We start from the raw sequence: 21,075 nt of genomic DNA on the forward strand, positions 1-21,075 counted from the left end.
TCGTCCGTCGACTGTTCGGGGTGGCCCGTCCACCCGGCCGGTTCACCGCCGCCTCTAGGGTGGCCCGATGGCATCGGTCAAGCAGTTCCAGGTCACCTTCGATTGTGCGGCACCTGAGCGGGTCGCCCGCTTCTGGTGCGAGGTGTTGGGGTACGTCGTGCCGCCGCCACCGGAGGGGTTCGCCAGCTGGGACGAGGTCGATCGCGCGCTGCCGCCGGAGCGGCAGGGTTCCTCGTTCGCCTGCGTCGATCCCTCAGGCGTGGGTCCGCGACTGTATTTCCAGCGTGTTCCCGAGGGCAAGGTGGTCAAGAATCGGCTGCATCTCGACGTGCGGGTCGCCACCGGGCTTGTAGGTGAGGAGCGCGTGGCCGTGCTTGAGGCCGAGTGTGCCCGACTGGTCGCGCTCGGCGCGGTACGCGTGCGACTCCTGCCTGCCGATGGCGAGAACGAGTCGTGCCTCGTGATGCAGGACGTCGAGGGCAACGACTTCTGTCTGAACTGAGGGGCCGCGAACGTGGCGAATCCGCGCCAGCCGAGCCGCCGGGCGGTGGTCGGCCGACACACTGGCGATGGATGACGAGGGGATCTTGGTTGTACTAGCCTCCGCGTCATGGCTTTGTCTCCGGACCAGTTCTACGACCGTGCGGTGGCCGTCGCCGACAGCGAGCGGCGGCTTCCGCTGGCGCGCATGACGGGATGGGACATCAGCCCGTTCGAACAGGATGGATTGCGCGTCGCGCCGCTGCGCCCGCCGGTGCTGCCCGAGCCCGCCCGGCACGGCGAGGATCCGGCAGACTGTCAGCCGTGCCAGGAGCGCGACGAGGGAATCTGGTTCAACGATCACTGGCGGCTGGCCCGGGTCCCGGGAGTGGGCGTGCCGCTGGTGCTGATGCTGTACCCGCGCGATCACTATGACATGGCGGATCTTCCCGACGATCTCGCCGCGGAGCTGGGACTGCTGACCACGCGAATCGTCCGTCACGTGCAGGCCCTGCCGCACATCGCGAGAGCCCACGTCTACCGCATCGGCGACGGCGGCGCGCACCTGCACGTCTGGTTCTTCGCCCGGCCCGCGGGCCAGGCGCAGCTCTACGGATCCTGGCTGGTCGTCTGGGACGACCTCCTGCCGGAATATCCCGCCGACGTCGCCGAGGCGGACGCCGTGCTGGTGGCTGACGCCCTGGTCGCCTCGCACGGCGGCCACCGATCGCCCGCCACCCCGCCACCGCCACCGGCGCTGAACGACTGAACCGGGCGGAACAGGCGCGTCCGGAGCCGCGACGCCAGGGCCGTCATGCGCGGGCCACCGGCCCGAAGACGTCTACGCGTCAAGCCTTGCGTGGTAGCCACGTGCGGACAAGGCCGGTTGCGATACTGGGCGGGTGTCGAGTCTTCGTCGGGTCCTGAGTCGGTTCCCCCGCGCCCGGTGGCTGCGGCGCGCCCTGCTGGTGGCGGCGGTCGGTGTGGTGCTGGCCGGGGTGCTCACCGGTGCCAGCGTGATGTGGGTGCGCTCGGGCGCGGCGGGCCACACCTTCACCGTCGAGGACGTCCCCGAGGCGCCGGTGGCGCTGGTGCTGGGCGCGCAGGTCGATCCGGGCGGGCAGCCGTCGGCGTTCCTGGCCGCGCGGCTGGAGATCGCGCGGCAGCTGCTGGTGGCCGGCAAGGTCCACGCCGTCCTCGTCTCCGGTGACCACATGGACTGGGGCTACGACGAGCCGGGTGCGATGCGCCGCTGGCTGGTCGACCGGGGTGTGCCGGAGCGGAAGGTGGTGCTCGACCACGCCGGCTTCGACACGTACGACTCGTGTGCGCGGGCCAACCGGGTCTTCGGGGTGCGCAAGGCCATTGTGGTCACCCAGTCGTTCCACCTCGCCCGGGCGGTGACGCTCTGCCGGGCGCTCGGGGTCGAGGCCGACGGCGTGGGGGACGAGACGGCGAAGCGGTTCCCGCTGCTGTGGCGCCGGGGCGTCGTGCGGGAGTACGGCGCGGGCGTCAAAGCGGCGTGGGACGTGCTGTCCGGGCGCGACCCGGTCCACCTGGGCCGGCGGGAGACCGGGGTGGACGACGCCCTGCGCGACTGAGCCGCCGCGAATCGTCAACCAGTGGTTGACGGCCGGATAGCGTCAACCTAGAGTTGACGCATGAGCGATCCCGTGCAGATGAGCCATCCCGTACGCCTCGACGACCTGATCGCGGCGATCAAGAAGACCCGCGACAACGCCCTGGACCAGCTCTCCGACGCCGTCCTGCTCGCCGACCACCTCGGCGAAGTGGCCGACCACCTGATCGGCCACTTCGTGGACCAGGCCCGGCGCTCCGGCGCCTCCTGGACCGAGATCGGCAGCAGCATGGGGGTGACCAAGCAGGCCGCGCAGAAGCGCTCGGCGGCCAAGTCCGAGACGGCCGCCTCGCTGGACCCCAGCGCCGGATTCGGCCGGTTCACCCCCCGTGCCCGCAACGTGGTGCTGGCCTCCCAGGAGCAGGCGCGGACCGCGCGCAACCCGGAGATCGGCCCCGCGCACCTCGTCCTCGGCCTGCTCGCCGAGCCGGAGGCGCTGGCCGCCAAGGCGATCGTCGTGGCCGGCGTCTCGCTGGAAGCGGTGCGGGAGGCGGCCACCGCGGTCCTGCCCCCGGCGGCCGACCAGGTGCCGGACCTGATCCCGTACGACGCGCGGGGCAAGAAGGCCCTGGAGCTGACCTTCCGGGAAGCGCTGCGGCTCGGGCACAACTACGTCGGCACCGAGCACATCCTGCTCGCCCTGATCGAGGAGGAGAACGGCGACGGCCCCCTCGCCGGCCTCGGGCTGGCCAAGGGCCCGATCGAGGAGTGGCTGGTCGAGACGCTGAAGAAGATCTCGATCCAGCAGTGACCGGGCGCCGGCCGCCCGGGCTGGGGTCGACCCCGCCCGGGCGTCGGCGGCGTCAGCCCCCGACGGGGAAGCCGTAGCGGGCGGCGTGCTCCGGGTCCGCCGGGTCCACCTGGCGGATGCCGGCGTCGGCGAGGCGCTTGTTGACCTCGTCGAGCCGCTCGCGCACCAGTCGGGCCTCCTCCTCGGTGACCCGTCCGCGGTGCGGCCGGCCGGCGTGCTCGATCGTCCCGTAGTCGACCTTCTCGGCGCCGCGCCGGGCCTTCGGCGGCTTGACCCGCTCGGCCGTACGCAGCAACTGCGCCATCGGCGTGTCGGTGGCCATCGCGTCGAACTCGCTGGCGGTGAGCACGACCCGCCGCGGCTCGCCCCCGCCGTGCCGGTCGTGGATCTCCACCACCGCCACGTCGAGCGAGGCGTCGTCGATGCTCTCCACCTCCACCGCGGTGGCGTCCAAACGCACGGGCCCGGCCACCAGGTCAGGGTGCTCCAGCACGACGACGCTGACCACCTCGTCGTCGGGCCGCAGGACCGTGCCGCTGAAGTCGGAGACCTGGATCGTCTTCTTGCCCATGCGCGGAGCTTCTCCTGTCGTACGCGGTTCTCGGACCAGAAGACGCTAACCGACAGGTGTGCGAAAGCGGTGGGTGGACCGCCCAGGTGTGTCGTCAGCGGGCGGTGAGGCCGCGCCGGGGTGAGGCGCCGGCCGGCAGCGCGTTCAGCTCCGCCCAGCTGAGCCCGGCGGCGGCGCGGGCCTCCCGGTACGACGGTTGGGCGGGGAAGCGCCCGGCCGCCTCCGCCGCCATCCAGATGCGGTCGGCGTCCTGCTGGTACCGGTCATTCGGCTGATTCGGCATGACCATTACCATCCCAAAAAAAGTTGTACATGTATGGAAATAGATATGACGCCATGTTGGTGACGCTGGTTCCCGGCGTCGTCCCCGAGGTCCGGGCCGGTAGGGCATCGGTGATGTTCGGTACGCCTACCCGCTCGGCTCGTCGGCCAATCACGATTCGTCAACTGTTTCACCCCGCCGCCAGGCCGATCCGGCGCAAGCGCGCAAAGTGACGGCGGTCTCTTCGCGCCGGGCCAGGGCCGGACCACGTCGCGCCGCCCACTGCCGAACGAGGGCGGCGTGCGGCGCGGACGAACCGGGATGCCACCCCGCCGGCGCGGCGTACCCTGATCTTGGACCGATGACCGAGAAGGGGTGATCACGTGCTGGACCGGCGGCTGCACCTGCACCTGGCCGGCTGGCTGGGGCAGTGGCCAGCCGGCTCGGGGCTGCACGTGGTGCGCTCGGGACGGCGGGCCCGGCCGGCCTGGGACGGCCGACCGCGCCCGGCGATCGCCGTCGGCGCCCACGGCAGCACCGTGCTCTCCGTGGCGCCGGACCGGGTCGACGCCGTCCGCGCGCTGGCCGAGCGGGGCGAGGCCGCGCTGCTGGCCGAACTGCCGGCGGCGGTGGGGCACCCGAACTGGGTGATCCACGAGGACGTGTTCCGCTGGTGCGTGGCGCCCGCGCCGCTGCCCGACGCGGGCGAGTGGACCAGCCCCACCGGCCCTGGCCTGCCGCGCTGGCTGCGGCTGTTCGACCGGGCGGTGCTGGTGGTGCGCGACGCCGACGGCGGCTACCTGGCCGGCGTCGGCGTCAAGCGGCACGACGCGTACGGGCACGAGCTGGCGGTGGGCACGGTCGCCGCGGCGCGGGGCCGGGGGCTGGCCCGGCGGCTGGTCGCCCAGGCGGCCCGCCGGGTGCTCGACGAGGGCGCCGTCCCCACCTACCTGCACGACCCGGCGAACACCGCGTCCGCCCGGGTCGCCGCGGCCGCCGGCTTCCCGGACCGCGGCTGGCGCTCGTTCGGGGTCTACCCGCCCTGAGCGTCGGCGGTGCGGCCACCGGGCACGGGGCGGGTCCCACGGTGCCGGCGCCACGCTGGACCGATGGCACGGCGGCGGACCGTGGATCCCGGGCCGGATCCACGGTCCGCGGCCCATCCCCCAGGCCCGGGCCGTGGCGGGCCGGTGGCCACCGCCGTTCGACCCGCCGCCGGTAACGCTACGTATCGGAGCGCCGGGCGGCAAGGAGCGATCGACCGTTTCCGGGTGTCCGCTACCGGACTTGACCTGCGGCGCGATGCCGTCACGGCGCCGGTGACCGAGAGTGGTCCCCGCGGCTGATCGCGGTGCGTGGCCCGCCGCCCGCCCGGCCGGTATGGTCGGCTGACGGGCGGCTCGGTGGCGGGCCGTCCGCCGATTCTTCATCCGACCAGTGGGGACGGTTCATGGACGTGGCTGTGCGGGACGCCGCGAGGGGACGGGTGATCCTGTGCCCGACGGGCGAGATCGACATGTCCAGCGCGGACGCCCTGGAGGCGGCGCTGCGCGAAGCCGTGCGGCGACCCGACGCCCGTGCCGTCCTGGTCGACCTGTCCCGGGTCGACTTCCTCGACTCCGCCGGGGTCCGGGCGCTGCTGCGCGGTGCCGACGCCGGCGCCGTACACGCCGTCCCGGTGCGGGTCACCGACCCGCAACCGGCGGTGGCCCGGATCCTGCGCATCACGGGGGTCGGCCCACTGCTCGGCTGGGCCGACGGCGAGGCGTACCGGGCGGACGGCCCCGCCCGGTGGCGCCGGTTCGGCTGAGCGCAGCCGCGGCCGGCAGGCCGATTCAGGGCTCGGAGCGGCGCGCCGCCTCCGCCGACCACTCAAGCAACACCAGCGTCGCGTCGTCGACCAGTTCGCCGTCGCGGTGCCCGGCGACGGCGTGGCTCACCCGGCGCAGCGTCTCCGCCGGCGGCAGCCCGGACCGGCTGCACCGCTCGGTCAGGTCCGCCAACCGGGCCGGACCGAACATCTCCCCGGCCGCGTCGCGGGCCTCGGTCACCCCGTCGGTGTGCAACAGCAGCCGGTCCCCGGGCTGGCAGCGCAACTCGGCCGGCTCCGGCGCCGGCCCGGACAGGCCCATCGGCAGCCGACGGCCCCCGGTGAGGGCGTGCACCGCCCGACCGTGGCGCAGCACCAGCGGGGCCGGGTGGCCGGCGTTGACGTAGCGCAGCAGGCCGGTGGCGGTGTCGAAGGTGGCCAGCACCCCGGTGACGAACCGGGCGTCGTTCCACTGGCCGCGGATCGCCGCGTCGACCGCGCCGGCCTGCGCGGCCGGTCCGCCACCGTGGCGGCGCTCGGCCCGCAACGCGGCCAGCGCCACCGCCGTGGTCAGCACGGCGGGCAACCCGTGCCCCACCCCGTCCAGGATCGCCAGCGAGACGACACCGTCGTCGAGCGCGTAGTCGAAGGCGTCGCCGCCCACGGCGTAGCAGGGCTCCAGCAGGCCGGTGATCGCGATGTCCGCGGTCGCGAAGGTCAGCGGCGGGAGCAGGTCCCAGAGCAGCTCCGCCGAGACCGTCATCGGGCGGCTGCGGGTGGCCCGGCGCAGGTTGTCGCCGTACTCCCGTTTGCTGGTGACGAGGTGGCCGAGCAGCCCGGCGACCAGCCGGAGGCCGTCGCGCAGCGACCGGTCGTCCGGGTCGCCGCCGGGCGGCAGCGACACCTCCAGCAGGCCGAGCCGGTCGGTGCCGTTGACCACGGGAACCCACAGCCGGGCCGGGTCACCCCGCGCGGAGCGCGGCTCCAGCAGAGTGAACGCGCGACCGGGAAGGCTGGCGTCGATCGGCAGCGGCTCCGGCGTCGGGCGCGCCGGGTCGGGCAGCGGCCGCAGGTGCCGCTGTTCGACGTCGACCAGAAAGATCGTCACCCGCGCGCGGGTGGCCGCGAGGGCGTCGTTGACCGTCGAGGTCAGCTCGTCCGGCGGCAGCCGGTGCGACCGGGCGACGATCTCGGCCAGCACCCGGGGCCAGGCATCGGGGTCCGTCATCCGGTGAGCATTACCCCCGAGGGGCCGGCTCAGACCTCAGCCAGCCCGAGCACCTCCGCCGCCGCCCGGCCGTTGGCGTGGCTCGCCCCGTACGTGGTGACGAACGCCCGCGCGCCCGCCGGCCGCCACGACGCCGGCCAGCCCATCTCCACCACCGTCACCGGGTGGGTGGCGGCCAGCGCGGCGACCAGCTCCGGGCCCCCGGGCAGCCGGTGCAGGTGCCGCCCGACCAGCACGATCGGCCGCCCGCCGGCGAGCCGGCGCAGCGCCTCCGGGTCGGCCTCCGTCGCCACCACCCGGACCTCCTCCGCGTCACCCAGGTGCGGGCCCAGGCCCCACGGCACCCGGCCCTCGGCGATGGTGGCGGCGGCGTGCAGCTGCACCACCAGCGGCCGGGCCAGCCCGTCGACCGTGCCCTCGACCCGGACGGCCCGCCGTGCGGCGGCGTACCCGAGGCGCTCGGCGACGGCGGGCGCGGCGGTGGCCGCGCGGGTACGGGCGGCCAGCGCGGCGGTGCGCGCCGCCGCCTCCTCCACCCGGGCCCGGTCCAGCCGGCCGGCGCCGATCGCGTCGCCGATCTCGGCGGCCACCAGCTCGACCAGCTCGGCGTCGACCTTCGCGCCGATGCAGAGCAGGTCCGCCCCGGCGGCCAGCGCGCGGACGGCGGCCGGGCCGACCCCGCCGGCGGCCACCGCCGCCCCCTTCATCTCCAGCGCGTCGGTGATCACCACGCCGGTGAAGCCGTACTCGGCGCGGAGCAGGTCGACCAGGACGGCGCGGCTGAAGGTGGCCGGCCCGTCGCCGGTCAGCGCCGGCACCCGGATGTGCGCCGTCATGATCGCCTCGACGCCGGCGTCGATCACCGCGGCGAACGGCGGCAGGTCCCGCTCCCGCAGCACCGCCGGGGGCACGTCGACGGTGGGCAGCTCGTGGTGCGAGTCGGCGACGGTGGCGCCGTGGCCGGGGAAGTGCTTGGCGCAGGCCGCCACGCCCGCGGACTGCAGGCCCGCCACGGCGGCGGCCGAGTGCACGGCCACCCGCGCCGGGTCGGCGCCGAACGAGCGGGTGCCGATCACCGGGTTCTCGTCGGCGGTGTTCACGTCCACGGTCGGGGCCAGGTCGACGGTGATGCCGAGGGCGGCCAGTTCCGCGCCGATCGCCGCGTACACGTCGCGGGTCAGCGCCGGGTCGTCGACCGCGCCGAGCGCCGCGTTGCCCGGGTACGGGCTGCCGGTGGCGTGCGCCAGCCGGGTGACGTCCCCGCCCTCCTCGTCGATGGCGATCAGCACGTCGGCCCGGCCGGCCCGCAGGGCCGCCGTGGTCGCCGCCAACTGGGCCGGGTCGTGGACGTTGGTGCCGAACAGCGTGTGCCCGGCCAGCCCCTCGGCGACCAGGTCCACCGCCCAGTCCGGCGGCACCGGGCCGGGGTACGCGGCGAGCAGCGTGCCCAGCGCCAGCCGGCGCAGTCCTGGATCCAACCCCACGACTTTCCTCCTTCGGGTGACCCGACCGGGTGTCGGCGTCCTCGGCCGGGCCGGTCGGCGGTGCTGCCCGGTCGCCCGGGTTTCCCCGGTCCGGGCGGCCGATACGCTACGGTCACCCGCTTCCAGGGCGTTGGTTAGCAAAGCTTACGGAAACTCGAGGACGTGGCATGAGTGCGACCCGGCTGCCCGGCACCCCCCGCCTGTTGCGGGCGCTGAACGACCGTGCGGCGCTGGAACTGCTGCTGGAGCGCGGCCCGCTGACCCGGGCCCGGATCGGCGAGCTGACCGGGTTGTCCAAGGTCACCGCGTCGCAGCTGGTGGAACGGCTGGAGGAGCGGGGCCTGGTCACCCGGGTCGGCGAGCAGGCCGGCGGGCGGGGCCCGAACGCCCAGCTCTACGCCGTGCGGCCGGGCAGCGCGCACGTCGTCGGCGTGGACGTGGGCGCCGAGCGGGTGGTGGCGGCCTGCGCCGACATCACCGGGGCGGTGAACGGCCGGGTGGAGCAGTCGACCCGGGACACCGACGATCCGGTGGGCGTGGTGCACAACGCCGTGGTGCAGGCGGCGGCCAGCGCCGGGGCGGAGCTGTCCACCGTACGGCGGGTGGTGCTCGGCACCCCCGGCCTGGTCGACCCGGGCACGGGCGACATCACCTTCGCGTTCAACCTGCCGCGCTGGCACCGGGGACTGCTCGCCGCGCTGCGCGAGGACCTGCACATCCCGGTGGTCTTCGAGAACGACGTCAACCTGGCGGCGGTGGCCGAGGCGCAGTCCGGCGCCGCCCGGGAGGTGCCCGACTTCGTGCTGGTCTGGGTGGGCGCGGGCGTCGGCCTGGCGATCGTGCTCGGCGGCCGGCTGCACCACGGCAGCACCGGCGCGGCCGGCGAGATCGGCTACCTGCCGGTGCCCGGGGTGCCGATCCCGCGCGACGTCTCCCGTCGCGCGAAGCCGGCCTTCCAGCAGTTGGCCGGCGGGGACGCGGTCCGCGCGGTGGCCCGCGAGCACGGTTTCCCGGACACCGACGCGCCGGCGGCGGTGCGGGCCGCCGTCGCGGCTGGCACGGCAGGCGGGCCGATGCTCGACGAGTTGGCCCGCCGGCTGGCCCTGGGCGTGGCCAGCACCTGCGTGGTGCTCGACCCGCCGCTGGTGGTGCTGGCCGGTGAGGTCGGGCAGGCCGGCGGGGCGGCGCTGGCCGAGCGGGTGCAGCACGAGGTCGCCGCGATCACCCTGGTCCGGCCCCGGGTCGTGGTGACCGGGCTGACCGAGGAGCCGATCCTGCGGGGCGCGCTGCGGACCGCGCTGGACGCCGTGCGGGACGAGGTGTTCGGCTCGACCGTCGGCTGACCGCCCGCCCCACCGGCCGGGCTCAGATCAGGTCCCGGCGGCGGAACAGGACGAAGGCGGCCCCGACCAGCCCTCCGGTCAGCGCGAGCAGCACCACCAGCGCCTCTGGCCAGCCCAGCGTGTAGAAGCCGTCGCAGAAGCCGGCGCCGTCGCCGCACGCGTACCCGTCCCAGAGCCGGACCTCGCCACTGAGCCAGGCGAACAGGTAGCTGGAGAGCATCACCCGGTCCGGCCGGCCCGACCCGAGCACGCCGAACACCAGCCGGGCGCCCAACTCCCACACCACCAGGTACGCGACGACCGTGCCGAGCGCCGCCGAGGTGTGCCGGCCCAGCGTGGCGACGGCGAAGCCGATCGCCCCGGCGAACAGCACCGCCACCAGGCCCCGGCCGTAGCTGCCGCCCAGCCCGGCCCAGAACTCGCCGTCCAGCCGCCCCGGCGTCCCCCCCGCCTGGCCGATCAGCCAGAACACGCCCAGGTACGCCGCCGACGTCAGTGCGGAGAACCCCAGCAGCACGCCGGTGAGCGCGGTGAGCTTCGCCCGCAACACCTCCTCGCGACGGGGCCGCCAGAGCAGCAGGTTGACCACCCCGCCCGAGTTCAGGTCGGCGCCGATGTAGGAGGCGCCGACCAGCAACCCGAAGAGCATCAGGAACGCCACCACGGTGTAGAGCAGCGGCCGGGCCTGGTTGGCGAAGACGAACACGCCGTCCAGGAAGTCCGTCGCGACCGGCAACTGCGCCATCCGGGCCGGGTCGATCTCGGCGCAGTCCGCCGGGAGGTAGTCGTTCTCGTCCAGCGGCAGCTGCCCCGCCTTGACCCGCAGGCAGCGCTCGTGGGTGGCCTCCAGGTGCGCGATCTGCACGGCCGCCTGCGACTGGGCCTGCTCCAGCTCGGCCGCCGACGGCCGGTGCGAGTCGGCCACCGTGGTCGCCGCGGCCACCGCGAACGCGGCGAGCAGCAGCACCACCATCAGCTGCACGAAGCGGCGGGCGGCCAGCCGCTCCAGCTCGGCGCGGATCAGGTTCACGCCGGCACCTCCCCGTTCTGCCGTACGTCCAGGTCGATGACCGGCTCCCGGGGGGCCGGTGGGAGCGTCACGTCGTCCACCTGGCGGGAGGCCGCCGGGTCCGGCGCGGAGCCGGTCAGCTCCAGGAAGACGCTCTCCAGGTCGGGGCGGAGCGGGGTCAGCTCCCGTACCCACAGCCCCTGCTCGCCCAGCGTGCGCGAGATCAGCTCCGGGTCGGCGACGCCGTGCGCCACCAGGTGGTCGTCGTGCTCGGCGACCGTCACCCCGGCCGCGCCCAGCACCGCCGCCGCCCGGTCCGGGTCGGCGATCCCGATCCGCCACTCGTGCCGGTCGAAGCCGGCCAGCACCTCGTCCACCGGGCCGGTCGCCGCCCGCCGGCCCCGCGAGATGATCGTCACGTGGTCGCAGATCAGCTGGATCTCGCCCAGGATGTGGCTGGAGATCAGCACGGTCACCCCGGCCGCGGCCAGCGAGCGGGTCAGGTCCCGCATCTCCCGGATGCCCGCCGGGTCCAGCCCGTTCGCCGGCTCGTCGAGGATGAGCAGCTCCGGGCCCTTCAGCAACGCCGAGGCGACGGCCAGCCGCTGCTTCATGCCCAGCGAGTAGCCGCGGACCCGCTCGTGGCCCCGGTCCCGCAGCCCCACCTGCTCCAGCACCTCGTCCACCCGGCCGGTCGGCACCCCGCCGGCCACCGCGAGCAGGCGCAGCGTCCGGTGGGCGGTGAAGTTGCCGAAGAACTGCGGGCTCTCCACGATCGCGCCCACCCGGCCGGCCACCTCGGGCAGCCGGCGCGGGGAGTCGACCCCGAGCACCCGCATCCGGCCGCCGTCCGCCCGGACCAGGCCGAGCAGGGCGCGCAGCGTGGTCGTCTTGCCGGAGCCGTTGGGCCCGAGGAAGCCGTGCACCTGGCCCGCCTCGACGCTGAGGTCGAAGCCGTCGACCGCCACCCGCCGCCCCCGGCGCAGGCTGCGGAACGACTTGCGCAGCCCCTCGATCTCGATCACGGCGGTCACCCGACGGCCTCCTCGCCTCGCGTGGGCATGGGCAACTCCTCAGGTCGACGGGCACGCCGCGCTCACCTTAGAGTCGGCGCACCGCCCGTGGGGGGCGGCCGGGCGGTGCGTGGTTGGATGGGCGGGTGACTGGTGACCTGATCCCCGGCGCCGCCCGCGCCGCCGCCCCCTCACCCGTCGACGCGGATCTGGTGGTCAGCCTGGACGGAGTCGGGGTACGGCGGTCCGGCACCGCGCTGCTGCACGACGTCGACTGGCGGGTCGAACTGGACGAACGATGGGTGGTGCTGGGCCCGAACGGCGCCGGCAAGACCACCCTGCTCAACCTGGCCGCCGGCCGGCTGCACCCGACCACCGGCGTCGCGCACGTGCTCGGCGAGCGGATCGGCCGCACCGACGTCAACGAGCTGCGCACCCGGATCGGCCTGTCCACCGCCGCGCTGGCCGAGCGGCTGCCCGCCGAGGAGAAGGTCACCGACGTGGTGGTCACCGCCGCGTGGGCGGTGGTCGGTCGCTGGCGGGAGAGCTACGACCGCGGCGACGAGAGCCGGGCCCGCGCCCTGCTGAGCCAGCTGGGCGTCGGGCACCTCGCCGACCGCGCGTACGGCACCCTCTCCGAGGGCGAGCGCAAGCGGGTGCAGATCGCCCGCGCCCTGATGACCGACCCGGAGCTGCTGCTGCTCGACGAGCCGGCCGCCGGGCTCGACCTGGGCGGGCGCGAGGACCTGGTCGCCCGGCTCGCCGAGCTGGCGTACGACCCGGACGCGCCGGCCCTGGTGCTGGTCACCCACCACGTCGAGGAGATCCCGCCGGGGTTCACCCACGCGCTGCTGCTGCGCGACGGCGGCGTGGTCGCCCAGGGCCTGCTCGCCGAGACGCTCACCGGGGACAACCTCGCCAAGACCTTCGGCCTGCCGCTGGTGGTCGAGCGGCACGGCGACCGGTACACCGCCCGCGCCGCCTGAGCCGCGCGCCGGGCGACGGTCGGGAGGAGAGGCCGGTGGAACAGACCCGTGTCGTGGTGGTCGGCAGCGCCAACATGGACCTGGTGGCCACCGCGCCCACCCTGCCCCGGCCGGGGGAGACCGTGCTCGGCACCGACTTCGTCACCGTCCCCGGCGGCAAGGGCGCCAACCAGGCCGTCGCCGCCGTCCGTGCCGGCGCCTCCGGTGCCTTCCTCGGCGCGATCGGCTCGGACTCGTTCGGGGTCACCCTGCGGGCCCGGATCACCGCCGCCGGGGTCGACACCGGGCAGCTCCGGGTGGTCTACGGCGCCTCGGGCGTGGCGCTGGTGATGGTCAACGCCGAGGGGGAGAACGCGATCCTGGTGATCCCCGGCGCGAACGGCGCGTTCACCCGACTCACCGCGGGCGAGCTGGCCGCCGTACGCGAGGCGGACGTGCTGGTCGCCCAGCTGGAGGTGCCGGTCGAGACGGTGACCGAGGCGGCCGTGGCCGCCCGGGCCGCCGGCACCCGGGTGGTGCTCAACGCGGCGCCGGCCCGGCGGCTGCCGGCGGAGCTGCTCGACGCGGTGGACGTGCTGGTGGTCAACGAGTCCGAGGCGCAGGCGCTGACCGGGCGCGGCCGGGACCAGCCGCACGCGCTGCTGGAGTTGGTGCCCCGGGCGGTGCTCACGCTCGGCGCGGCCGGCGCCTGGTACGGCGACCGGGACGGCACGGCCGTGCACGTGCCGGCGGTCCGGGTGGAGGTGGTGGACTCCACCGCCGCCGGGGACGCGTTCACCGCCGCGCTGGCGGTCGCCTGGGGCGAGGGACGGGATCTGCTCGCCGCCGTGCACTGGGCGGCGGCCGCCGGGGCGGCCTGCTGCCGGCGGCTGGGCGCCTCGGTGGCGCTGCCCCGCCGCGCGGAGATCGACGCCCTGTACGCCGGGCCCGCCTGAGCGGCGTCCGGTCAGCTCTCCGGATCGTCGGCGAGCCGCTCACCCCGGCGGCGGAGCATGCCCAGGCCGGGGATGCCGGCGACGGCGAGCTTCAGGTCGCGGGTCACGTCGAGCAGGTCGTGCAGGTCCGGCCCGACCCGGTCCAGGGTGGCCAGGATCGGCAGGATGTCGGCGGTCAGGTGCTCCTTGAGCTTGGGCAGCTCGTCGACGAGCCGGATGGCCGCGGTCACCTCCTCCGGGCTGAGCTCCGCCACGAACCGGTTCGCCATCGGCGCGCCGCGCCGCAACGCCGGCTCGTACGCGGCCAGCAGCTCGCCCGCCGCGGCCGTCACCTCCTCGGCGGTGCGGAGCGTGCCGGCGGCCCGCCCGGCCACCGCGTCCGCCTCGGTGACCACGGCGGCGGCCGCGCCGGTCACCTTCTCCGCGTCCGCGACCAGGGTCAGCGCGGCGGCGGACGCCCGCTCGGCCTCGCCGATCACCACCGCGGCCGCGGCGGCGACCTCCGCCGCGTTCTCCACCGCCGTGGTCGCCGCGACGCTGATCACCGCCACCCCGCGCACCGCCGATTCGGCGTCGTCGAGCACCCGGTCGGTACGGTCCAGCGTCCCCTCGATCCGGTCCACCACCCCGTTTATCCGGGCCAGCAGCGCCTCGACCCCGTCGAGCACGGCGAAGGCACGGGTGGGCAAGGCGGCGAACGACGCCGCCGAGTCGAACGCGGAGCGGGTGAGCCCGAGGACGTCGCCGGGCCGGGGCAGGGGGATCGCCATGCCACCCAGTGTGCGTCGCCATGGCCAGGACCGCCGGATGACGAATCCGGCCAGCCGAGCTGAGCCGTCAGGCTCAGCGATGGTCGCCCTGCTGCTCGACGGTTCGCTGCACGGCCCGGTAGATCTGCCCGAACCGCAGCGCGTCCGGCGTGCGCAGCAGCATCACCTCCCGCCCGTGGTGCTGCACCCACAGCTCGTGCACCCGGTTGCCCCGCTCGTAGGAGCGGTCGAGCCAGCCCAGCGGCAGTTCGAGGAACGGGATGGCGACCAGCACGGCCACCGCGCACGCGGCCAGGATGAGCAGCGCCAGCTGCCAGTTGCCCCGGTCCTGGGCCGCCCAGGCCAGCGACACCACGCAGACCAGCGCGACGAGTGGGGGCAGCGACAGCAGCAGCACCAGCACCCCGCGACCCAGTACCCGGCCCCGGACGGCGAGCGTGGTCGTCCCGCGGGCGTGCCACACGTACGTCACGTCGGCGACCCGGATGGCGTGGCCGCCGGCCCGGATCGACTCCGACGTCACCTGCATGGCGTCGTCCCGGTAATAGAGGGTCATCATCAAGCATTACCACCCGCCGGCAACCGTCCACCCCCGACGATCCGCCGTCACCCCGCGACGATCGCCGCCCGTCGGTCCCGGCTGTCGCCCGTCGACTCCGGCTGTCGCCCGTCGGCTGCGGTCGCGTCGCGGCGCCGGTCCCGGAGGTGTCGTCGCCGGAAGATACCGGCTGGCCGGGGGCCGGATCGTCCAGTTCTGGGGCGAACAGGACCTCTACGGCCTGCTGCGCGGCCTGGCGATGGTGCCGGACGAACTGCCCGCGTTCTGACGGACGGAGGCCGTCGGCCGGCGGGCCGGCGGCGCGCTCTCCACCGCCCGCTGCACGGCCCGGTAGATCTGGCCGAAGCGCAGCGCGTCGCCGGTGCGCAGCAGGCACACCGGCTGGCCGCGCCAGCGGGCCCACATCTCCAACTGCCGGCTGCCCCGGGCGTACGAGCGGTCCAGGTGTTCGAAGAGGAAGTCGGCGAGCGGGCCGACGGCGAGCCCGACGAGCACCGACGCGCCGACGACGGCGATGGTGACGGTGGCGGAGCGGTCCAGCCAGAGCGCCAGGGCGATGCCGAGCAGCGCGGCGACCAGTGGGCCGGCCAGCGCGGCGCCGAGCGCCCCGCGACCGGCGAGCACCCGCCACGACCGGCTGCCCCGGCGGTGCCAGACCGCGCTGATCTCGGTGAGCGGAAAGGTGCGGCGCTCCACCCGTACGGCGGTGGAGGTGACCTGGACCGACCTGTCGTCGTAGTACGTGATCATGGCCTCGACTCCCGGCGGTGCGGCTGACACCACACTACGTACCCCAACGAGTCGGGTCGTAAGGTTGGCACGCGACTTCGACGAGGAAGTGAGGGCAGCGTGGGCGAGTTCGTCAGGCTGGAAGTGAAGGACGGCATCGGTACCATCCGCCTGGAGCGGCCGCCGATGAACGCGCTCAACAAGCAGGTCCAGGAGGAGTTGCGGGCCGCCGCGACCGAGGCCGCCGCCGACCCCGAGGTCCGCGCGGTCATCGTGTACGGCGGCGAGAAGGTCTTCGCGGCCGGCGCGGACATCAAGGAGATGGCCGACATGTCCTACGTGGACATGGCCGGGCGCGCCGCCGACCTGTCCAGCGCTCTCGGCGTGTTCACCCGGATCCCGAAGCCGGTGGTCGCCGCGATCACCGGGTACGCCCTCGGCGGCGGCTGCGAGCTGGCGCTGGCCTGCGACTGGCGGATCGTGGCGGAGGACGCGAAGCTCGGCCAGCCGGAGATCAAGCTGGGCATCATCCCGGGCGCGGGCGGCACTCAGCGGCTGGCCCGCCTGGTCGGGCCGGCCCGGGCCAAGGATCTGATCATGACGGGCCGGATGGTCGACGCGCAGGAGGCGCTGCGGATCGGCCTGGCCGACCTGGTGGTCCCGGCCGCCGAGGTGTACGAGGCGGCGGTCGCCTACGTCAAGCCGTTCCTGACCGGGCCGGTGCAGGCGCTGCGGGCGGCGAAGCTGGCCGTGGACGGCGGCCTGGACATGGACCTGAACTCGGGCCTGGCCTGGGAGAGCCAGCTCTTCGCGGCGCTGTTCGCCACCGACGACCGGCGCGAGGGCATGGCCGCCTTCGTGGAGAAGCGCAAGCCGGGCTTCACCGGCCGCTGACCGGTTCCCGGGTCGGCGGCGAACCGGCGCCGCCGACCCGAGAGCGGTTCACATTCCGCCTACCGGCCAGTAGCGTGGGACTCGGCCATGATCGAAGGGGAGCGGCGATGACGGAACGGGTCGAGGGACACGGCGGCGCGCTGGCGCTGGCGGCGCTGCGCGCGCACGGCGTACGGGAGATGTTCACCCTCTCCGGCGGGCACGTCTTCCCGCTCTACGACGCCGCGCACTCCACCGGTTTCCCGATCTACGACGTCCGGCACGAGCAGTCCGCCGTCTTCGCCGCCGAGGCGGTGGCCAAGCTCCAGCGCCGCCCCGGCCTGGCCGTGCTCACCGCTGGACCCGGCGTCACCAACGGCGTCTCCGGCCTGACCAGCGCCTTCTTCAACGCCTCCCCGGTGCTGGTGCTCGGCGGGCGGGCCCCGCAGTTCCGCTGGGGCTCCGGCAGCCTGCAGGAGATGGACCACCTGCCGCTCGTCGCCCCGGTCACCAAGCACGCCGAGACGGTGTTCAGCGCCGACGACATCCCGCGCGCGGTGACCGCCGCCCTGACCGCGGCGCTCACCCCGCACCGCGGCCCGGCGTTCCTCGACTTCCCGCTCGAGGCGATCTTCTCCGTCGGCGACGCCGAGCTGCCGGCGGTCACCCCGCCCGCCCCGGTCGAGGCCGACCCGGACGAGGTCGCGAAGGCCGCCGGCCTGATCGCCGGCGCGTCCCGACCGGTGATCATCGCCGGCTCCGACGTGTACGCGGGCGACGCCGTCGACGCCCTGCGGGCCGCCGCCGAGGCCCTCCAGGTACCGGTCTTCACCAACGGCATGGGGCGCGGCGCCCTGCCGCCGGAGCACCCGCTCGCCTTCGCCAAGGCGCGCCGGATCGCCCTGAAGAATGCCGACGTGGTCGTGGTGGTCGGCACCCCGCTGGACTTCCGGCTCTCCTTCGGCGACTTCGGCGACGCGCAGGTGGTGCACGTCGTCGACGCGCCCAGCCAGCGCGCCGGCCACGTGCAGCCCGCCGCCAGCCCCGCCGGCGACCTGCGCCTGATCCTCACCGCGTTCGCCGGGCACCCCGGCGACCGGGCCGACCACGCCGACTGGATCGCCCAGCTGCGCACCGCCGAGGACGCCGCGAAGGCCCGCGACGCCGAGGAGATGGCCGCCGAGACCGACCCGATCCGCCCGGCCCGGGTCTACGGTGAGCTGCGCAAGGTGCTCGCCGCCGACGCGATCACCATCGGCGACGGGGGCGACTTCGTCTCGTACGCCGGGAAGTACCTGGAGCCCGCCCAGCCCGGCACCTGGCTCGACCCCGGCCCGTACGGCTGCCTCGGCACCGGCATGGGCTACGCGATGGGGGCCCGGGTCACCCACCCGGACCGGCAGATCTGCGTGCTGATGGGCGACGGCGCGGCGGGTTTCTCGCTGCTGGACGTCGAGTCCCTGGTCCGGCAGCAGCTGCCGGTGGTGATCGTGGTGGGCAACAACGGCATCTGGGGCCTGGAGAAGCACCCGATGCGGGCGATGTACGGCTACGACGTGGCCGCCGACCTCCAGCCCGGGCTGCGCTACGACAAGGTGGTCGAGGCGCTCGGCGGCGCCGGCGAGACGGTGGAGAAGACCGCCGACCTCGGTCCCGCCCTCGGCCGGGCCTTCGACAGCGGGGTGCCGTACCTGGTCAACGTGCTGACCGACCCGGGGGACGCGTACCCCCGCTCGTCCAACCTGGCCTGAGCCCGCTCAGGCCTCGGGGCGGTTGCCCTCGCGGGGCGCGTCGCCGTCGCGGCGGCGCAGGTCCTCCTCGCGGCGCCGCAGGTCCTCCTCCCAGCGCCGGAAGAGTTCCTCGTCCTGGCGTCGGTTGCGTTCGTCGACGGTGCGGAGGAACTCGGGGTCGTCGTCGGGGGCGACCGGCCGGGGCCGGGAGCGGAGCCGATCGCCGAGCTCCTTGGACGCACCGGCGCCCGACCGGCCGGCGGCCGGCTCGCGCCCGGCGACGAACCAGGCGACCGAGCCGACGATCGGGAAGAACAGGATGATCAGCACCCAGGCGATCCGGGGCAGCACGCGGATCTGGTCCTCCTCGGCGGAGAGGCAGCTGATCAGCGCGCAGACGCAGAGGACGACCTGCGCCAGGAAGAAGAGGACGTAGAGCCGGGCCATGGGACCATCATGGCGCACCCGCGGCGGTCACCACAGACCCCGGGCCACCAGCAGCGCGCCGAGCACCGCGTACCCGGCGGCGGTCAGGGCGCACAGCGGCAGCGCCCAGCGGGCCGGCCGGCGGGGCCCACCCCCGGTGGCCCGCCGCCAACCGGCGGTCAGGATGGTCCCCCAGAGCAGCACCGCCGCACCGGCTGCCGCCCAGCCCGCGGCACCGGCCCCGCCGGCCTGCCGGACGGTGAGCACCGCGACCGCGGTGACCGTGAGCAGGGTCCGCCGCCAGGCCAGCCGGGTCCGCTCGGGTTGCAGGCCGGGGTCGCGGGGAGCCGGCTCGCCGGTCACCGGCCGAACCCGCGCAGCAGCACCGCGGCGATCAGCACCAGCGCGCCGAGCCCCACGGCGAGGGCGAGCACCGCGGGGAAGCGGGAGGCCGGCAGCTCCTCCCCGAGTCGGATGGCCCGTTCGGTCCGGGCCCAGTGGTCGACCGCGCGCAGCGCCACGGTGCCGCCGAGCAGCAGCAGCGCGATCGCGATGACCTCGCGCAGGTGGGCCAGCGGCAGCGGCGGGAGGAACTGCGCGGTGGCCAGCCCGCCGGCGATCAGGGCGAGCCCGGTACGCAGCCAGGCCAGGAAGGTGCGCTCGTTGGCCAGCGAGAACCGGTAGTCCGGGGTGGTGCCCACCGAGCGCAGCTCGCGCGGGTCGAACCAGTTCCTGATCGCCTGCATCACGCCGCCGATTATCCGCTTTGTGCCGCCAATAGCCTGGAGGGATGACTGATCTTGATGTTCGTACCCTGCGGGACGCCTATGACAACCAGATCCGCCCGGAGATCCCGGACCCGCTGCCGGCCGGGGTGACCGTCGAACGGGACGGCCCACTGGTCCGGGTCGTCGGCCTCGACCAGCGGGGCTTCCTGACCTACCGGGACCTGGGCGGGCTGGCCGGCGCCGAGTTGGACGCGCTGATCGCCCGGCAGGTGGCGTACTTCCGCGAGCGGGGCGAGGCGGTGGAGTGGAAGGTCAACGGCCACGACCAGCCGGCCGACCTGCCGGACCGGCTGCGCGCCGCCGGGTTCGTCCCGGAGGAGCGGGAGACCGTCGTGGTCGGCCCGGTCGCGGCGCTGGCCGCCGCCCTCCCGGTCCTGCCCGACGGGGTACGGCTGCTCGAGGTCACCAGCCGCGCGGACCTGGGCCGGATCGCCGCGATGGAGGAGCAGGTCTGGCAGTCCGACCGCAGTCACCTGGTGACCGGGCTGGCGAAGGAGATCGAGGCCGACCCGCAGTCGATCACGATCGTGGTGGCCGAGGCGGGCGGCGAGGTGGTCAGCGCCGGCTGGGTCCGCTATCCGCGCGGCAACGGCTTCGCCACCCTGTGGGGTGGCTCGACCCTCGCCCAGTGGCGGCGCAAGGGGATCTACCGGGCGCTGGTGGCGTACCGGGCGCGGCTCGCCGAGGCGCGGGGCCGGACGCTGCTCCAGGTGGACTGCTCGGAGGACAGCCGGCCGATCCTGGAGCGGCTCGGGCTCGTCTCGGTCACCACGACCACCCCGTACGTCTACACTCCGTGATCATGGAGCAGCGGTTGACGGACGAGGAGCGGCTGACCCTGCGGACCGGTGCCTTCGGCGCCGTCTTCCTGGTCTCCAACGCCGACCCGGGAATGTTCGGCATGGTGCGGGAGAGCTTCGCCGCCTCTTCCGCGTTCGGTGCGGCGAGCGGGCCGGTGAAGGAGGCACTGACCACGGGGCCGTTGCCCGAGTTGCCCACCGACTCGGCGCTGGAGATCGAGTCGGTGGCGCTGCCGGCGCTGGAGCGGGCGGTGCGGATCCTCGCGGCGAGGTCGCCGGGGGAGGTGGCGACCTACCGGACGGTGGTGCTGGATGCCGCGGGCCGGGTGGCCCGGGCGCACCGCGGGGTGGCGCCGGAGGAGACGGCGATGATCGAACGGATCAGGGCAGCGCTGGACCGACCGGAGTGAGTGGCGGCTCGGGGGCCACCGGGCGGGCTTCCCGGCCGAGCGACCACAGGGTGCGCACGACGGCCCGTACGCACCGGTCGCGGATCCGCCCGCAGGCGCACCGGTGACTGCCGGCGTGGAGCCGGTGCCGCACGGCCTCGGTGGCCGCGTCGGGCCCCGCGTCGCCGATTTGTGGGTACATGCCCTTTCCCTCCCGTTTTCGGAAGCGTATCGGGCTACGGCGGCTGCCGGTGAGCTGTGTCACGCTGAGTGCCCGGATGGGCGATGCTACTGGCAGGTAACATTGCCCTCGTGGGCTACTGCACAGCGTCGCGCGGTTGACCGAACGTTAAGCCACGCGCGAGGCTGCGCCCGTGACCGGCGAGTGATCGCTACACCAAACAGGAGGGTCGTCGAATCGCGATGAATATCGTCGTACTCGTCAAGCAGGTGCCTGATTCGGGCGCGGACCGCAGCCTGCGTGTTGACGACAACACTGT

25 protein-coding genes and 1 pseudogene are annotated in these 21,075 nt (G+C 74.7%); 14 read left to right on the top strand and 12 right to left on the bottom strand.

The genetic code is table 11. The features are described 5' to 3' along the window. Positions 1 to 67: 67 nt before the first annotated feature. The 4 genes from AB0H57_RS15435 to AB0H57_RS15450 all read left to right on the top strand — a co-directional run bounded on the left by AB0H57_RS15435 (position 68) and on the right by AB0H57_RS15450 (position 2,870). Complete coding sequence (locus tag AB0H57_RS15435; RefSeq protein WP_357506725.1) at positions 68 to 502, top strand: VOC family protein; 435 nt, start codon at positions 68 to 70, stop codon at positions 500 to 502. Between the two features lie 144 nt (positions 503 to 646). Continuing rightward, complete coding sequence (locus AB0H57_RS15440) at positions 647 to 1,249, top strand: hypothetical protein (RefSeq protein WP_357506727.1); 603 nt, start codon at positions 647 to 649, stop codon at positions 1,247 to 1,249. A 133-nt stretch (positions 1,250 to 1,382) separates the two neighbouring features. Next, positions 1,383 to 2,081, top strand: coding sequence for an ElyC/SanA/YdcF family protein (locus AB0H57_RS15445; RefSeq protein WP_357506729.1), 699 nt, complete (start codon positions 1,383 to 1,385; stop codon positions 2,079 to 2,081). A 60-nt stretch (positions 2,082 to 2,141) separates the two neighbouring features. Then, positions 2,142 to 2,870: a Clp protease N-terminal domain-containing protein gene (locus AB0H57_RS15450; protein WP_357506731.1), complete on the top strand. Its 729-nt coding sequence runs from the start codon at positions 2,142 to 2,144 to the stop codon at positions 2,868 to 2,870. A gap of 52 nt (positions 2,871 to 2,922) precedes the next feature. Here the strand turns inward: AB0H57_RS15450 and AB0H57_RS15455 are convergent, their stop codons facing one another. Both AB0H57_RS15455 and AB0H57_RS15460 read right to left on the bottom strand, forming a co-directional pair. Beyond that, the gene (locus tag AB0H57_RS15455) at positions 2,923 to 3,441 is read right to left on the bottom strand and encodes a hypothetical protein (protein ID WP_357506733.1); all 519 of its coding nucleotides are present in this window, start codon (positions 3,439 to 3,441) and stop codon (positions 2,923 to 2,925) included. Positions 3,442 to 3,535: 94 nt separating this feature from the next. Beyond that, positions 3,536 to 3,724 (bottom strand): DNA repair protein, encoded by a 189-nt coding sequence (locus tag AB0H57_RS15460; protein WP_357506735.1) that lies wholly within the window; start codon positions 3,722 to 3,724, stop codon positions 3,536 to 3,538. 362 nt (positions 3,725 to 4,086) lie between these two features. Between AB0H57_RS15460 and AB0H57_RS15465 the strand changes: the two genes are divergently transcribed. Together AB0H57_RS15465 and AB0H57_RS15470 are read left to right on the top strand one after the other, a co-directional pair. Continuing rightward, entirely contained in the window at positions 4,087 to 4,749 is a 663-nt protein-coding gene (locus tag AB0H57_RS15465) for a GNAT family N-acetyltransferase (protein WP_357506737.1), read from the top strand. Positions 4,750 to 5,153: 404 nt separating this feature from the next. Further along, a complete protein-coding gene (locus AB0H57_RS15470) occupies positions 5,154 to 5,513 on the top strand; it encodes an STAS domain-containing protein (protein ID WP_357506739.1) in 360 nt (119 codons plus the stop codon). A gap of 25 nt (positions 5,514 to 5,538) precedes the next feature. On the opposite strand, the gene AB0H57_RS15475 is transcribed toward AB0H57_RS15470, so the two are convergent. Together AB0H57_RS15475 and AB0H57_RS15480 are read right to left on the bottom strand one after the other, a co-directional pair. After that, the gene (locus tag AB0H57_RS15475; protein ID WP_357506741.1) at positions 5,539 to 6,741 is read right to left on the bottom strand and encodes a PP2C family protein-serine/threonine phosphatase; all 1,203 of its coding nucleotides are present in this window, start codon (positions 6,739 to 6,741) and stop codon (positions 5,539 to 5,541) included. A 29-nt stretch (positions 6,742 to 6,770) separates the two neighbouring features. After that, on the bottom strand, positions 6,771 to 8,225 hold the full coding sequence (locus tag AB0H57_RS15480) for a glycoside hydrolase family 3 N-terminal domain-containing protein (protein ID WP_357506743.1): 1,455 nt from the start codon (positions 8,223 to 8,225) through the stop codon (positions 6,771 to 6,773). A gap of 167 nt (positions 8,226 to 8,392) precedes the next feature. On the opposite strand from AB0H57_RS15480, the gene AB0H57_RS15485 reads away from it, so the two are divergent. Next, positions 8,393 to 9,568: an ROK family transcriptional regulator gene (locus tag AB0H57_RS15485; RefSeq protein ID WP_357506745.1), complete on the top strand. Its 1,176-nt coding sequence runs from the start codon at positions 8,393 to 8,395 to the stop codon at positions 9,566 to 9,568. A 22-nt stretch (positions 9,569 to 9,590) separates the two neighbouring features. On the opposite strand, the gene AB0H57_RS15490 is transcribed toward AB0H57_RS15485, so the two are convergent. Together AB0H57_RS15490 and AB0H57_RS15495 are read right to left on the bottom strand one after the other, a co-directional pair. After that, on the bottom strand, positions 9,591 to 10,598 hold the full coding sequence (locus AB0H57_RS15490) for an ABC transporter permease subunit (RefSeq protein WP_357506747.1): 1,008 nt from the start codon (positions 10,596 to 10,598) through the stop codon (positions 9,591 to 9,593). After that, positions 10,595 to 11,611, bottom strand: coding sequence for an ATP-binding cassette domain-containing protein (locus AB0H57_RS15495; RefSeq protein ID WP_357506749.1), 1,017 nt, complete (start codon positions 11,609 to 11,611; stop codon positions 10,595 to 10,597). The genes AB0H57_RS15490 and AB0H57_RS15495 overlap by 4 nt, the downstream gene beginning before the upstream one ends. Before the next feature lie 125 nt (positions 11,612 to 11,736). Here AB0H57_RS15495 and AB0H57_RS15500 point away from each other — a divergent pair, with 125 nt between their 5' ends. Both AB0H57_RS15500 and AB0H57_RS15505 read left to right on the top strand, forming a co-directional pair. Further along, the gene (locus AB0H57_RS15500; RefSeq protein ID WP_357506751.1) at positions 11,737 to 12,576 is read left to right on the top strand and encodes an ABC transporter ATP-binding protein; all 840 of its coding nucleotides are present in this window, start codon (positions 11,737 to 11,739) and stop codon (positions 12,574 to 12,576) included. 35 nt (positions 12,577 to 12,611) lie between these two features. Next, complete coding sequence (locus tag AB0H57_RS15505) at positions 12,612 to 13,511, top strand: ribokinase (protein WP_357506753.1); 900 nt, start codon at positions 12,612 to 12,614, stop codon at positions 13,509 to 13,511. Between the two features lie 11 nt (positions 13,512 to 13,522). Here AB0H57_RS15505 and AB0H57_RS15510 read toward each other — a convergent pair whose 3' ends face one another. From AB0H57_RS15510 to AB0H57_RS15520, 3 genes are all read right to left on the bottom strand, one after another. Next, entirely contained in the window at positions 13,523 to 14,281 is a 759-nt protein-coding gene (locus AB0H57_RS15510; RefSeq protein ID WP_357506755.1) for a hypothetical protein, read from the bottom strand. Between the two features lie 73 nt (positions 14,282 to 14,354). Beyond that, on the bottom strand, positions 14,355 to 14,837 hold the full coding sequence (locus AB0H57_RS15515) for a DUF6232 family protein (protein ID WP_357506779.1): 483 nt from the start codon (positions 14,835 to 14,837) through the stop codon (positions 14,355 to 14,357). 216 nt (positions 14,838 to 15,053) lie between these two features. Then, entirely contained in the window at positions 15,054 to 15,590 is a 537-nt protein-coding gene (locus AB0H57_RS15520) for a DUF6232 family protein (protein ID WP_357506757.1), read from the bottom strand. Between the two features lie 99 nt (positions 15,591 to 15,689). Between AB0H57_RS15520 and AB0H57_RS15525 the strand changes: the two genes are divergently transcribed. Both AB0H57_RS15525 and AB0H57_RS15530 read left to right on the top strand, forming a co-directional pair. Further along, the gene (locus tag AB0H57_RS15525) at positions 15,690 to 16,463 is read left to right on the top strand and encodes an enoyl-CoA hydratase-related protein (protein WP_357506759.1); all 774 of its coding nucleotides are present in this window, start codon (positions 15,690 to 15,692) and stop codon (positions 16,461 to 16,463) included. A 107-nt stretch (positions 16,464 to 16,570) separates the two neighbouring features. Further along, the gene (locus AB0H57_RS15530; RefSeq protein WP_357506761.1) at positions 16,571 to 18,193 is read left to right on the top strand and encodes an acetolactate synthase; all 1,623 of its coding nucleotides are present in this window, start codon (positions 16,571 to 16,573) and stop codon (positions 18,191 to 18,193) included. A 6-nt stretch (positions 18,194 to 18,199) separates the two neighbouring features. On the opposite strand, the gene AB0H57_RS15535 is transcribed toward AB0H57_RS15530, so the two are convergent. From AB0H57_RS15535 to AB0H57_RS15545, 3 genes are read right to left on the bottom strand one after another with little or no spacing between them, the layout of a single operon-like run. Continuing rightward, the gene (locus AB0H57_RS15535) at positions 18,200 to 18,619 is read right to left on the bottom strand and encodes a PLD nuclease N-terminal domain-containing protein (RefSeq protein WP_357506763.1); all 420 of its coding nucleotides are present in this window, start codon (positions 18,617 to 18,619) and stop codon (positions 18,200 to 18,202) included. A 27-nt stretch (positions 18,620 to 18,646) separates the two neighbouring features. Further along, complete coding sequence (locus tag AB0H57_RS15540) at positions 18,647 to 18,961, bottom strand: DUF202 domain-containing protein (RefSeq protein WP_357506765.1); 315 nt, start codon at positions 18,959 to 18,961, stop codon at positions 18,647 to 18,649. Continuing rightward, positions 18,958 to 19,347 carry a DUF202 domain-containing protein gene (locus AB0H57_RS15545; protein WP_357506767.1) on the bottom strand — a complete coding sequence of 130 codons (390 nt, stop codon included), beginning with the start codon at positions 19,345 to 19,347 and terminating at the stop codon, positions 18,958 to 18,960. The genes AB0H57_RS15540 and AB0H57_RS15545 overlap by 4 nt, the downstream gene beginning before the upstream one ends. Before the next feature lie 41 nt (positions 19,348 to 19,388). Here AB0H57_RS15545 and AB0H57_RS15550 point away from each other — a divergent pair, with 41 nt between their 5' ends. The 3 genes and pseudogenes from AB0H57_RS15550 to AB0H57_RS15560 all read left to right on the top strand — a co-directional run. Further along, positions 19,389 to 20,186: a GNAT family N-acetyltransferase gene (locus AB0H57_RS15550; RefSeq protein ID WP_357506769.1), complete on the top strand. Its 798-nt coding sequence runs from the start codon at positions 19,389 to 19,391 to the stop codon at positions 20,184 to 20,186. Continuing rightward, positions 20,183 to 20,596, top strand: a complete 414-nt coding sequence (locus AB0H57_RS15555) for a hypothetical protein (RefSeq protein WP_357506771.1) — start codon at positions 20,183 to 20,185, stop codon at positions 20,594 to 20,596. The genes AB0H57_RS15550 and AB0H57_RS15555 overlap by 4 nt, the downstream gene beginning before the upstream one ends. A gap of 402 nt (positions 20,597 to 20,998) precedes the next feature. After that, positions 20,999 to 21,075 (top strand): annotated as a pseudogene (locus tag AB0H57_RS15560) (electron transfer flavoprotein subunit beta); the annotation flags it as partial.

This window comes from Micromonospora sp. NPDC050686, assembly GCF_040654475.1.
Lineage (GTDB): Bacteria > Actinomycetota > Actinomycetes > Mycobacteriales > Micromonosporaceae > Micromonospora.

What these genes read in the sequence shown, in the direction of transcription:
- AB0H57_RS15510 (WP_357506755.1), bottom strand. Translation starts at nt 14,281, where the DNA reads ATGGCGATCCCCCTGCCCCGGCCCGGCGACGTCCTCGGGCTCACCCGC.
- AB0H57_RS15470 (WP_357506739.1), top strand. Translation starts at nt 5,154, where the DNA reads ATGGACGTGGCTGTGCGGGACGCCGCGAGGGGACGGGTGATCCTGTGC.
- AB0H57_RS15435 (WP_357506725.1), top strand. Translation starts at nt 68, where the DNA reads ATGGCATCGGTCAAGCAGTTCCAGGTCACCTTCGATTGTGCGGCACCT.
- AB0H57_RS15520 (WP_357506757.1), bottom strand. Translation starts at nt 15,590, where the DNA reads ATGATCACGTACTACGACGACAGGTCGGTCCAGGTCACCTCCACCGCC.
- AB0H57_RS15515 (WP_357506779.1), bottom strand. Translation starts at nt 14,837, where the DNA reads ATGACCCTCTATTACCGGGACGACGCCATGCAGGTGACGTCGGAGTCG.
- AB0H57_RS15550 (WP_357506769.1), top strand. Translation starts at nt 19,389, where the DNA reads ATGACTGATCTTGATGTTCGTACCCTGCGGGACGCCTATGACAACCAG.
- AB0H57_RS15530 (WP_357506761.1), top strand. Translation starts at nt 16,571, where the DNA reads ATGACGGAACGGGTCGAGGGACACGGCGGCGCGCTGGCGCTGGCGGCG.
- AB0H57_RS15450 (WP_357506731.1), top strand. Translation starts at nt 2,142, where the DNA reads ATGAGCGATCCCGTGCAGATGAGCCATCCCGTACGCCTCGACGACCTG.
- AB0H57_RS15460 (WP_357506735.1), bottom strand. Translation starts at nt 3,724, where the DNA reads ATGCCGAATCAGCCGAATGACCGGTACCAGCAGGACGCCGACCGCATC.
- AB0H57_RS15535 (WP_357506763.1), bottom strand. Translation starts at nt 18,619, where the DNA reads ATGGCCCGGCTCTACGTCCTCTTCTTCCTGGCGCAGGTCGTCCTCTGC.
- AB0H57_RS15455 (WP_357506733.1), bottom strand. Translation starts at nt 3,441, where the DNA reads ATGGGCAAGAAGACGATCCAGGTCTCCGACTTCAGCGGCACGGTCCTG.
- AB0H57_RS15485 (WP_357506745.1), top strand. Translation starts at nt 8,393, where the DNA reads ATGAGTGCGACCCGGCTGCCCGGCACCCCCCGCCTGTTGCGGGCGCTG.
- AB0H57_RS15475 (WP_357506741.1), bottom strand. Translation starts at nt 6,741, where the DNA reads ATGACGGACCCCGATGCCTGGCCCCGGGTGCTGGCCGAGATCGTCGCC.